A 10280-nucleotide genomic window follows, 5' to 3' on the forward strand; every position below is an offset into this window, starting at 1 on the left:
CGATTGAAGTGTCCAAAATCATTAGGCCAGTTCAGCCTGCTCGCGATAGCGGTGAGTCAGCTATGAAGCTGTTGACTGACACGCCGCTATCGCGAGCAGGCTCGCTCCCACATTGGATTGTGATGTGCTTCAGGAGAGTGTTTTAGGTTCCATCCCCATCGCAATCATCGGCTTGCTGCGCGCATAGCGACTCAGGCGCTCGGCCATCGCATAAGGCAGCACGGGGTCGAAGCTGAACCCCTGCCGCTCATAAAAGCCGCGCAAATCAGGATGGCAGAACAACCAGACCGGTCCTTCCACGCCTTTCACCGCTTCGTCGATCAAGCGCGCCGCGATCCCCTGCATGCGATACGCCGGGTCGACAAACAACCCCGTCAGCCAATGCCCACCCGATACCGCTCGCAAGCACAGGGCCGCGATGATTTCATCCTGCCGCGCCACCCACAACTGCGCTTCACGCACCGCTTTCATTGAAGATTGGTGGGCGCGATAAAACTTGTTCATCAGCGGCCACAAGGGTTCATCGAGCCGCGTGTAGTGGATCTGGGACATGGCAAAGTCAGGGGCGGTGAAGGGGAGGGTGATTATAAAAGAACATGTCGGCGGCGATAGGTGTATACCTGACTTCACATCCCGTATGAGTGGAGTACGTATCATGGCCAAAGGCATGGATTCAAAAAAAGCGGCAAAGAAAAAACCGGCGAAGACCGCCGATGAAAAGCGCGCCGACAAAAAGGCCAAGAAGGTGAATCTGTTCGGTCATTGAATCGACGCCAGCGGGCGATGGGCCAGGGATGCATCCCGGCCATCGGCCCGCTGACCCCCGCAGCCTATCAAAGCGAGGCGAGGAACATGTCCGTAGCCGGGTCTTTGCCGGAGGTGCGACTTTCCTGGTCCTTCTCGACCTGCGCCATCGCCGTCTTGTCCTGCATGCGCTGGGCAATCTCCTGACTGACCGCCAATTGCTTCTCGGGCGGCATCGCCTCGAACTCCTCCTGGGTGATGCCCATCTCTTCAAGAATGCTGTCGCGCAGACGCTCTTCAGGCGTCTTGCTCATGTAGTCCTTGAATGCGTCCAGAGCAGAGCTGCCCTGTGTCTTGGCCTCATCGGAGGCTGATGAAGCAACGGTCTGCAACTGAACCCGGGTCTTGGCAAACGCTTCATCAACCTTGTCGCTGATGGCGGTGGCGGCATTGACCTGCTGTGTGGCTTGTCGCGCGATCGAAGCCTGCACCTGCGTGCTGCCCTGGCTGGCCTGAGCCTGGACGTTATCGCGCAATGCCTGCAGCGCGGCGCTTTGCAGGCCGCTGGCGGCTTCTGCGGTGGGATCCTCGCCCGGACGCTTGGGCAGCAAAATCATCGTTTGCTGTTGTGCACTGACCAACATGATGGATACCTGCGGTTATGGCTGAGCCATGTGCAGGAGCAAATCCCATGCCGCCGTCGCGAGCCCTGGATCCAAAGGCCTGTGTAGCGTATGCCGGCGATCATGGCGGCCAATCCTTGCCGTCGGACGGCATGGATCGACCGCACATGACCGTCGGGCTCAGGTGCTTTCGCGAACCTTGAGTTCAAATCCCATGTCCACCACCGGCTGAGCGATGCGGTTGCCGGCCATCAACGTGAGCATCTGTTCGGCGGCGCGCTGGCCGATGGCTTCCCGTGGCGTGCTGATGCTGCTCAGGCGCGGCACCATGTGGGCCGAGGCGGGCAAATCGTTGAAGCCCAGGACCGCAACCTGTTCGGGAATCTTGATGCCACAGCGCAGGGCTTCGAACAGCGCGCCGTGGGCCAGGTCGTCGTTGCCGAAGAAGATTGCATCGACGTCCGGATGGCTGGCGAGTAACTGCAGGAACAGTTCGCCGCCCAGGCCCACCGAGGATGGCCGTGGGGTCAGCAGTTCCAGATCCGGGTCGTACAGGCCGGCTTTCTGCAAAGCACGGCGAAAACCTTCGCCACGCAGCAACGTGCGCTGGTCCAGTTGTGCGCCGACATAGGCCAGGCGCTTGCGACCCCGGGAGATCAAGTGCTCGGCCGCCGTCTCGCCGGCCTTGAGTTGCGAAAAGCCGACGCAGTTAAGGCCCGCACCGGGGTCCAGTTCCATCATGTACACGCAGGGAATGTTGCTGGCCTCGATCATGCGCCGGGCGCTCTCGGTACGGTCGAAGCCGGTCAGCAACAGACCGCGTGGCTGATAGGCCATGTAGTTGCGCAGCAGGTCTTCTTCTTCGTCCCGGGAATAGTGATAGTTGCCGATCACCACTTCGAAGCCCTTGGGCCTGAGCACACGATGAATGGCTTCCAGGGTGTCGATGAACAACAGGTTGGACAACGACGGCACCAGCACCACCACCGAATGGCTCTGGGCCGAAGCCAGGGCGCGGGCGGCGGGGTTGACCACGTAGTTCAGGTCGCGGGCGGCCTGGCGGACTTTTTCCACCAGGCTTTCGGCAACGGTGCTGACGCCGCGCAGGGCACGGGAGGCGGTGATAGGACTGACACCGGCCAGGCGTGCGACTTCGTTGAGCGTAGGGCGACCGGTGGTGCGGGTATTCTTATCGTTTTTAGTGACGGTCATCAGGGCGGCTTGCCAAACAAAAATCAAGGCACTAAGGTAGCGCTGTCTCGACGCGGCTGCAAATGCGTGAGCGGGGTTTGCCTGAGCCCTGACCGTTAGCGTTGTGAACGAACATGCTGCAACCACAAAAATGACAAGAAGGCGTCGGCAACTTCTGCTTTTGCTCTGGTGTCACAACTTGCAAAGGTAGCGCTGTCTGCGCGCTGAGGTGTTACATGAATAATCCCATCACCGCCCTGGTCATCATGGGCGTTGCCGGTTGCGGCAAGACTTGCGTCAGCCAGGCCCTGTGCCAGTTGAGCGGCGCCACCGCCATTGAAGGCGACACTTTCCACCCTGCGGCCAACATCCAGAAGATGAGCGCCGGTATCCCCTTGAACGACGACGACCGTGCCGGCTGGCTTGACAGCCTGTGCGACGAGTTGCGCCGTGTCGATGCGATGGGCGAGCGTCCGGTGCTGACCTGTTCGGCCCTCAAGCACAGTTATCGCGAGCGTCTGCGCAGTGCCTTGCCGGGCCTAGGCTTCGTATTTCTTGAGTTGACCCCTGAAGTGGCCGCCGACCGCGTGTCCCATCGTCCGGGGCATTTCATGCCGTCGACCCTGATCGACAGCCAGTTTGCCACCCTTCAATCCCCTGTTGGCGAGCCCCTGACCCTGGCTCTGGATGCATCCAGCCACAGCGTCGATGAACTGGCTCATCAGGCTTATGTCTGGTGGGTGGATCACGGTTTGAAGCTGGCCAGTTGAGTTGCAAAAATTTTGCGTCAGAAAGATAGCGCTGTCCCGACGGCTTACAAATAACCGCTTCAATAACAACAACAAATCAGGAGACACCTCCCATGTTCGGCATGTCCCACGAGACGTTTCTGCTGCTTGATGCAGTGGTTACGGTGATCGGACTTATCGTCCTTATCACCAAGTTCAAACTCCACCCGTTCATTGCACTGACCATCGCGGCCGCTTTTCTGGGCCTGACCTCGGGCATGCCGATCGGCACCATCATCAAGGCGTTCCAGGACGGCTTCGGTGGCGTGCTGGGCTTTGTCGGCATCATTCTGGCGTTGGGTACGATGCTCGGTAAAATGATGGCCGAATCGGGCGGGGCCGATCAGATCGCCCAAACCCTGATCCGCGCCTTCGGCAAGGATAAAGTGCAGTGGGCCATGATGTTCGCCGCCTTCCTGGTGGGCATTCCGCTGTTCTTCGAAATCGGTTTCGTGCTGCTGATCCCGCTGGTGTTCATCGTGGCGCGTCGCACCGGTGTCTCGATCATCAAGATCGGTATCCCGCTGCTGGCCGGTCTTTCCGCGGTCCACGGCCTGGTACCACCGCACCCGGGCCCGCTGCTGGCGATTGGCGTATTCGGTGCCGACATCGGTAAAACCATTCTCTATGGCCTGATCGTGGCGCTGCCGACGGCCATTATTGCCGGGCCGATTTTCGGTACATTCATTGCCAAGCATATCCCCGGCCATCCGAATCAGGAGCTGGTGGACCAACTGGCACGTGAGACCGATTCTGCCGATCTGCCGAGCTTCAACATCACGCTGATCACCGTGCTCTCGCCGGTGTTCCTGATGCTGCTCAAGACCTTTGCCGATGTGGTGTTGCCTGAAGGCAATTTCTTCCGCACCTTCATGGACCTGATCGGGCATCCGATTTCTGCACTTCTGTTGGCATTACTGCTGTCGCTGTACACCTTCGGCTACAAGCAGGGCATCGGTTCGAGCCAGATACTCAAGTGGCTGGACGCGAGTCTGGCACCGACTGCGGCGATCATTCTGATCATCGGTGCAGGCGGTGGCTTCAAGCAGATGCTGGTCACCAGCGGTGTGGGTGATGTGATCGGTCACATGGCGGTGAGTGCGCAGATTTCACCGATCCTGTTGGCCTGGCTGGTGGCGGCGGTGATTCGCATCGCCACAGGCTCGGCGACCGTGGCAACCATTACGGGTGCCGGGATCGTGGTACCGGTGGTCGGGATGATTCCGGGTGTGAACCGTGAGCTGCTGGTCCTGGCGACCGGTGCCGGTTCGCTGATCCTGTCTCACGTTAACGATGCCGGCTTCTGGCTGGTCAAGCAGTACTTCAACATGACCGTGGCCGAAACCTTCAAGACCTGGACCGCGATGGAAACCATCCTGTCCGTGGTAGCGCTGATCTTCATCCTGTTGCTGTCGCTGGTGATCTAAGCGACGACGCATCACCCATTGTGGGAGCGAGCCTGCTCGCGATAGCGCACTGACCGTCAGCAACGAAGTCGACTGTCATGCCGCTATCGCGAGCAGGCTCGCTCCCACATTGGCTTCTGGTGATCTGAAGATCCAGAGTGGGAGCAAACTCCCACATCGATTTTGGTATCAGGCGTTCGGTTTGCTTACCAACCCATCCGCCCGGAACATCCCGCGAATGCCGCGAACGGCTTGGCGAATCCGGTCCTGGTTTTCGATCAGTGCAAAGCGCACATGATCATCGCCATACTCACCGAACCCCACCCCCGGCGAGACGCAGACCTTGGCTTCGGCCAACAGTTTCTTGGCAAACTCCAGCGAACCCAAGTGTGCATAAGCCTCGGGGATTTTGGCCCAGACGTACATCGACGCCTTGGGGTTTTCCACCATCCAGCCCAGCTCATGCAGGCCCTTGACCAGCACATTGCGGCGCTGGCGGTACTGTTCGGCGATATCCCGCACGCACTGCTGGTCGCCTTCGAGCGCAGCGATGGCCGCCACTTGCAGCGGTGTGAAGGTGCCGTAGTCGTGGTAGCTCTTGATCCGCGCCAGGGCGTTGACCAGTTCCGGGTTGCCCACCATGAAGCCGATACGCCAGCCGGCCATGTTGTAGCTTTTGGACAGGGTGAAGAATTCCACGGCAATGTCTTTTGCACCAGGCACCTGCATGATCGACGGGGCTTTCCAGCCGTCGTAGACGATATCGGCGTAGGCCAGGTCGTGGATCACCAGCACGTCGTACTGTTTGGCCAAGGCGATGACCCGTTCGAAGAAATCCAGCTCCACGCATTGCGCGGTAGGGTTGGACGGAAAGCCCAGGATCATCATTTTCGGCTTGGGAATCGAGCCGCGAATGGCGCGCTCCAGCTCGTCGAAGAAATCCACCCCCGGCACCAGTGGCACCGAACGCACCTGGGCGCCGGCGATCACCGCGCCGTAGATGTGGATCGGATAACTGGGATTGGGCACCAACACGGTGTCGCCCTGGTCCAGGGTCGCCAGCATCAGATGCGCCAGGCCTTCTTTGGAACCGATGGTGACGATGGCTTCGGTTTCCGGGTCGATGTCCACCTCGTAGCGGTCCTTGTACCAGCGCGAAATGGCGCGGCGCAGGCGCGGTATGCCTTTGGAGGTGGAGTAACCGTGGGTGTCTTCACGCTGGGCGACGGTGACCAGCTTTTCCACGATATGTGGCGGTGTGGCGCCGTCGGGGTTACCCATGCTCAAGTCAATGATGTCTTCGCCGCGCCGACGCGCAGCCATCTTCAGCTCGGCAGTGATATTGAATACATACGGGGGGAGTCGATCGATGCGCGCAAAGCGGCGCGGCGAACCTTGGTTGGCCATTATTGCCTCGAGATACGTGAGCGCCCGGAACCGTCCGAGCGACGTTGGCCACTGCGGTGGCCTGCGGCGCAAGATAAAGGGGCTGATGGCCAATTGTCCAGTAGCGGCGCGCAACTATTTTCGACGACACTGTCGATCCGCTCAGGGGACTTTCAGTAACACCTGCGCACTGCACGACTCGCCCTGTTCAAAAAACGAATGGACTGAATGATGGAATTTTCCAGCGGTTTCCTGCTGAGCCTTTCTTTGTGCCTGGACATTGGCGTGGCCAATATCGCGATGATTACCCTGGCCATGCAACGTGGCTATTTCCAAGGTTTCGCCCTGGGCCTGGGCACATGTGTGGGGGACCTGATCTACGCGGTCCTGGCCTTGGCCGGCATGACGGTGCTGCTGCAATACGAAACGGTGCGCTGGGTGCTGTGGATCGGCGGCTCGGTGGTGCTGCTGTATTTCGCAGCGAAGATGATTCATTCGGCGATCTATCACCATGCGGCGTTGGCCGAGGCTGGCGAGGTGCGGAGTCATTCATCCGGGCAGGAGTTTTTTCGCGGGATTTTCCTGGCGATGTCGTCGCCCAGTGCCATTCTCTGGTTCGCGGCGGTGGGCGGTACATTGATCGCTCGCTCGGGCGGCGGAACGATCCTCAGCTCGGCGCTGTTCCTGAGTGGATTTCTCTGTGCCGGACTTCTCTGGTGTGCAGGCCTGTGCCTGGCAGCAACCCAGGGCGGCAGGCTGCTGGGGGATAAACTGTTGCGCTATTGCTATTGGGCATCGGCCGCCATCTTCTGCTATTTCGCGGTGTATGTGATTGTTTCTGGCTCCAACGAGTTTATCGGGAAAGTGGCGCCGGCCGTTGTGCCTGGACTCGGATAAGCGAAACGGGCCTGGCAATCTTCATCAGGCTTCTATACTGCAACACCCGACCTCACGTTTCTGGAGTGTTGACGCATGGAAAAGCACGAACCCGATAACGCAGCCGAACCACGCTTCGAACACGGACGCTTTCAGATTATCGCCGGTTTTGGTGGCTGTTTTACCCCGGACACCGCCGAGGATATCCCGCTGCTCTGGGAAAAGTTTTTGCCCTGGCTCGGTAAAGTGCCAGGGCAGAAAGATGAGGTCACCTATGGCGTGTGTTGCAACCCGGACGGGAAGGGTGGGTTTGAATACATTGCCGGCGTGGAAGTCAGCCGGCTCGATGATTTGCCCGAACAGTTGCGCTGGATCGAAATACAGCCTGCGCACTACGCAGTGTTCGAACACAAAGGTCCGTTGAAAGCCCTGCCGCAGACGTTCCACTACATCTGGAAAGAGTGGCTGCCGCGATCCGGCCACACAGCTGCCGAGGCCCCGGAGTTCGAACGCTACAGCGAAGACTTCAACCCCAGGACCGGCGAAGGCTCTCTGGAAATCTGGATTCCTCTCAAACCGAGCTGATTGCCATCCTCTCGGCAATGCAAACCGGTGGGAGCGAGCCTGCTCGCGATAGCGGTGCCATATCCAACATCAATGCAAGCTGGCCCACCACAATCGCGAACAGGCTCGCGCCCACAGACAGGTTATCTCCTGGTCAAAACACCAGCCCCATCCGCCGCTCATAACCGATGCGGCCCTTGTACGCTTCGCCACTGTCGACCCAGCCCAGCCGGGTATACAGGCCGATGGCCGAGACATTATCGGCGTCGACCGAAAGCTCCAGTCCTCTGATTTGCGGCCATGCCGCCCGAGCCGCGGCAGGAAGCGCTTGCAGGCAGGCCCTGCCGTAACCCTTGCCCTGGGCCCGATAATCAACTTGCAGGGCGTGCAGGGTGGCGCTGTGTTCGTTGGCCCAGGCGGGCAGTACTGGCGGGCGCTTGAGTAACAGGAACGCCACGGGCACCTCGCCAGCCAGCAACGCAAACCCTTTGACGCCAGGGCCGGGCCTGGACAACAGCGTGTGCAGTGCGCCGTGGATATCGCCGGCGAACTTGATCTGTTCGGGGTGGATTTCGATGGCTTCGACCTGCGTGCGCTGCAGCTCGGTGAGGTCTTCGTAGGGTACGAGCTGAGCGGTCACAAAAGCATCCGTTGTTTGCCGACAGAATGGGCCTGGGATTCTAGCGAATTTTTTTCTTTGAATTATTTTTGTTTGGGTTGTCGATTCGCAGTTTCTCTAAACGACAAAGGGTGTCTTCAACAAAAACCTGCGGAGAATCACCATGAATACCCAAACCACCGAAACCGAAATCAAGGCCTTGATCGAGATTTATCGGCAGGCCGTCATGGAAAAAAATGTTGAAAAAGTCATGGCGCTCTATGACGACAACATCGTTTCGTTCGATGCCATCCAGGCCCTGCAATTCAAGGGCAAAGTCGCTTACCGGGCCCATTGGCAGGCGTGCATGGAGATGTGCCCTGGACCACACAAGTTCGACTTCCATCAGATCGAGATTACCGCAGCTGACACGATCGCCTTCGCTCACTGGCTGGCCTATTGCGGTGGCACCAACGACAAAGGTGAAGAGCAGGCTTGCTGGATGCGCACGACCGCCTGCTATCAACGGGTGGCCGGGCAATGGAAGATTGTCCACGAACACTGGTCCGCGCCGTTTGATCCGATGGCCGGTACGGTGATGTTCGACCTGCAGCCCTGATCGTCGGTTTTTTCGCTGAGCGCTTTTCTGCGGTCCATAGTTGATCAGTTCGATCACGGAGCTTTCCATGAAGTACTTATGCCTGGTCTATAGCAACGAGCATGCGCTGCACAACTCACCCGACAGCCCGCAGGACGCTGAATGCATGGCCTACGCCGAGTCGATCCAGGGCAGCGGTCGTATGATTGCCGCCGAGGCCCTGGAGTCGGTGCAGACCGCTACCACGGTGCGCATGCGCGGCGGCAAGTTGTCGATCACGGACGGTCCGTTTGCCGAGACCAAGGAGCAACTGGCGGGCTTCTACCTGATCGACGCCAAAGACCTGAACGAAGCCCTCCAGGTCGCCGGCAACATTCCGGCGGCCCGGGTCGGCTGCGTCGAGGTCCGACCGGTACGCCAACTGAATCCCTGAACAACAATCACAAACAGGATTTCATTCATGAACCTCAAACCTGCCGCGTTCGAGTTATCCATCAGCCGAGTGATCGACGCCTCGCGCCAGAAGATTTTCCGCGCCTGGACCGAGCCGGCGCTGCTTGTCCAATGGTGGGGACCCCACGGCATGACTACGCCGGAGTGCGAAATGGAGCTGTGGGTCGGTGGTCAGTTTCGCACCCTGATGCGTGCCCCGGACGGCAGTGAATATCCGACCATGGGCGTGTTCCTGGAAATCGTTGCCCCGCAGCGGCTGGTCTTCACCGATGCGTTTGTGCCCGGCTGGATCCCCTCCGGCAAAGCCTTCATGACCGGCGAAGTGTTGCTTGAGGAGATGGGCGATAAAACCCTTTACACCGCCCGCGCCCTGCACTGGAACGAAGAAGACCGCCAGGCCCACGAAGCCATGGGCTTTCATGACGGCTGGGGCCAGAGCCTGGATCGGCTCGAAGCGCTGGTGACCCAGGGCATGCCCGACTGATGTCGGCCGAAGAAGTCAGTGCACGGGTCGAGCAGGTTTATCGGCAAGACTCGCGGCGCATCCTGGCGACGCTGATTCGCCTGCTGGGGGATTTCGACCTTGCTGAAGAGGCCTTGCACGAGGCCTTCTTCATCGCGGTCGAGCGCTGGCAGCGCGACGGTGTGCCGGACAATCCTCGGGCCTGGCTGGTATCGGCCGGGCGCTTCAAGGCCATCGACAGTTTGCGCCGGCGCGCTCGCTTCGCGGCGAGCCGGCCGATGCTGATTGCCCAGCTCGAAGAACTGGAGCAGAGCGACTGGAGTGATGAGGACGTGGAAGACGATCGCCTGCGGCTGATCTTCACCTGTTGCCACCCGGCCCTGGCCGCTGATGCCCAGGTGCCGCTGACGTTGCGGGAAGTGTGCGATCTGACCACCGAAGAGATCGCCCGGGCTTTTCTCGCCGCCCCGGCGGCCATCGCCCAGCGCATCGTGCGGGCCAAGGCAAAAATTCGCGATGCGAAGATCCCCTATCAGGTGCCGTCTCGCTCGGAACTGCCCGAGCGGCTGGACAGTGTGTTGCGAGTGATC

General features: G+C 59.7%; 13 protein-coding genes. 8 read left to right on the plus strand and 5 right to left on the minus strand.

The window, feature by feature from the left end; all coding sequences use genetic code 11:
- Positions 1–129: 129 nt before the first annotated feature.
- The 3 genes from GSM73_RS05010 to GSM73_RS05020 all read right to left on the minus strand — a co-directional run bounded on the left by GSM73_RS05010 (position 130) and on the right by GSM73_RS05020 (position 2579).
- Positions 130–552, minus strand: coding sequence for a GNAT family N-acetyltransferase (locus GSM73_RS05010; RefSeq protein ID WP_160891758.1), 423 nt, complete (start codon positions 550–552; stop codon positions 130–132).
- 281 nt (positions 553–833) lie between these two features.
- Positions 834–1388 (minus strand): hypothetical protein, encoded by a 555-nt coding sequence (locus GSM73_RS05015; protein ID WP_076386038.1) that lies wholly within the window; start codon positions 1386–1388, stop codon positions 834–836.
- Positions 1389–1547: 159 nt separating this feature from the next.
- Complete coding sequence (locus GSM73_RS05020; protein WP_047228339.1) at positions 1548–2579, minus strand: LacI family DNA-binding transcriptional regulator; 1032 nt, start codon at positions 2577–2579, stop codon at positions 1548–1550.
- A gap of 215 nt (positions 2580–2794) precedes the next feature.
- Between GSM73_RS05020 and GSM73_RS05025 the strand changes: the two genes are divergently transcribed.
- Complete coding sequence (locus GSM73_RS05025; RefSeq protein ID WP_076386036.1) at positions 2795–3328, plus strand: gluconokinase; 534 nt, start codon at positions 2795–2797, stop codon at positions 3326–3328.
- A gap of 92 nt (positions 3329–3420) precedes the next feature.
- Entirely contained in the window at positions 3421–4773 is a 1353-nt protein-coding gene (locus GSM73_RS05030; RefSeq protein WP_047228337.1) for a GntP family permease, read from the plus strand.
- 168 nt (positions 4774–4941) lie between these two features.
- Here the strand turns inward: GSM73_RS05030 and alaC are convergent, their stop codons facing one another.
- Positions 4942–6159 (minus strand): alanine transaminase, encoded by a 1218-nt coding sequence (gene alaC / locus GSM73_RS05035; RefSeq protein ID WP_076386034.1) that lies wholly within the window; start codon positions 6157–6159, stop codon positions 4942–4944.
- 210 nt (positions 6160–6369) lie between these two features.
- On the opposite strand from alaC, the gene GSM73_RS05040 reads away from it, so the two are divergent.
- Both GSM73_RS05040 and GSM73_RS05045 read left to right on the plus strand, forming a co-directional pair.
- Positions 6370–7035, plus strand: coding sequence for a LysE family translocator (locus GSM73_RS05040; RefSeq protein ID WP_160892007.1), 666 nt, complete (start codon positions 6370–6372; stop codon positions 7033–7035).
- A gap of 75 nt (positions 7036–7110) precedes the next feature.
- Positions 7111–7599, plus strand: coding sequence for a GyrI-like domain-containing protein (locus GSM73_RS05045; RefSeq protein ID WP_047228334.1), 489 nt, complete (start codon positions 7111–7113; stop codon positions 7597–7599).
- 133 nt (positions 7600–7732) lie between these two features.
- Here GSM73_RS05045 and GSM73_RS05050 read toward each other — a convergent pair whose 3' ends face one another.
- Positions 7733–8218 (minus strand): GNAT family N-acetyltransferase, encoded by a 486-nt coding sequence (locus GSM73_RS05050; RefSeq protein WP_160891760.1) that lies wholly within the window; start codon positions 8216–8218, stop codon positions 7733–7735.
- A gap of 142 nt (positions 8219–8360) precedes the next feature.
- Here GSM73_RS05050 and GSM73_RS05055 point away from each other — a divergent pair, with 142 nt between their 5' ends.
- The 4 genes from GSM73_RS05055 to GSM73_RS26900 all read left to right on the plus strand — a co-directional run.
- The gene (locus GSM73_RS05055; RefSeq protein WP_160891762.1) at positions 8361–8795 is read left to right on the plus strand and encodes a nuclear transport factor 2 family protein; all 435 of its coding nucleotides are present in this window, start codon (positions 8361–8363) and stop codon (positions 8793–8795) included.
- A 67-nt stretch (positions 8796–8862) separates the two neighbouring features.
- Positions 8863–9207 carry a YciI family protein gene (locus tag GSM73_RS05060; RefSeq protein WP_092397118.1) on the plus strand — a complete coding sequence of 115 codons (345 nt, stop codon included), beginning with the start codon at positions 8863–8865 and terminating at the stop codon, positions 9205–9207.
- A 27-nt stretch (positions 9208–9234) separates the two neighbouring features.
- On the plus strand, positions 9235–9711 hold the full coding sequence (locus GSM73_RS05065; protein ID WP_047228330.1) for an SRPBCC family protein: 477 nt from the start codon (positions 9235–9237) through the stop codon (positions 9709–9711).
- Positions 9711–10280, plus strand: a 570-nt coding sequence (locus tag GSM73_RS26900; protein WP_306110008.1) for a sigma factor, incomplete at its 3' end; no start/stop codon positions are given. The genes GSM73_RS05065 and GSM73_RS26900, both read left to right, overlap by 1 nt.

Source organism: Pseudomonas sp. PICF6, assembly GCF_009831705.1.
GTDB classification, from domain to species: Bacteria; Pseudomonadota; Gammaproteobacteria; order Pseudomonadales; family Pseudomonadaceae; genus Aquipseudomonas; species Aquipseudomonas rhizophila.

Bases quoted from the DNA above. Each gene is read 5' to 3' on its own strand.
- GSM73_RS05040 (WP_160892007.1), top strand. From the start codon at position 6,370: ATGGAATTTTCCAGCGGTTTCCTGCTGAGCCTTTCTTTGTGCCTGGAC.
- GSM73_RS05055 (WP_160891762.1), top strand. From the start codon at position 8,361: ATGAATACCCAAACCACCGAAACCGAAATCAAGGCCTTGATCGAGATT.
- GSM73_RS05065 (WP_047228330.1), top strand. From the start codon at position 9,235: ATGAACCTCAAACCTGCCGCGTTCGAGTTATCCATCAGCCGAGTGATC.
- GSM73_RS05020 (WP_047228339.1), bottom strand. From the start codon at position 2,579: ATGACCGTCACTAAAAACGATAAGAATACCCGCACCACCGGTCGCCCT.
- GSM73_RS05015 (WP_076386038.1), bottom strand. From the start codon at position 1,388: ATGTTGGTCAGTGCACAACAGCAAACGATGATTTTGCTGCCCAAGCGT.
- GSM73_RS05010 (WP_160891758.1), bottom strand. From the start codon at position 552: ATGTCCCAGATCCACTACACGCGGCTCGATGAACCCTTGTGGCCGCTG.
- GSM73_RS05025 (WP_076386036.1), top strand. From the start codon at position 2,795: ATGAATAATCCCATCACCGCCCTGGTCATCATGGGCGTTGCCGGTTGC.
- alaC (WP_076386034.1), bottom strand. From the start codon at position 6,159: ATGGCCAACCAAGGTTCGCCGCGCCGCTTTGCGCGCATCGATCGACTC.
- GSM73_RS05060 (WP_092397118.1), top strand. From the start codon at position 8,863: ATGAAGTACTTATGCCTGGTCTATAGCAACGAGCATGCGCTGCACAAC.
- GSM73_RS05030 (WP_047228337.1), top strand. From the start codon at position 3,421: ATGTTCGGCATGTCCCACGAGACGTTTCTGCTGCTTGATGCAGTGGTT.
- GSM73_RS05045 (WP_047228334.1), top strand. From the start codon at position 7,111: ATGGAAAAGCACGAACCCGATAACGCAGCCGAACCACGCTTCGAACAC.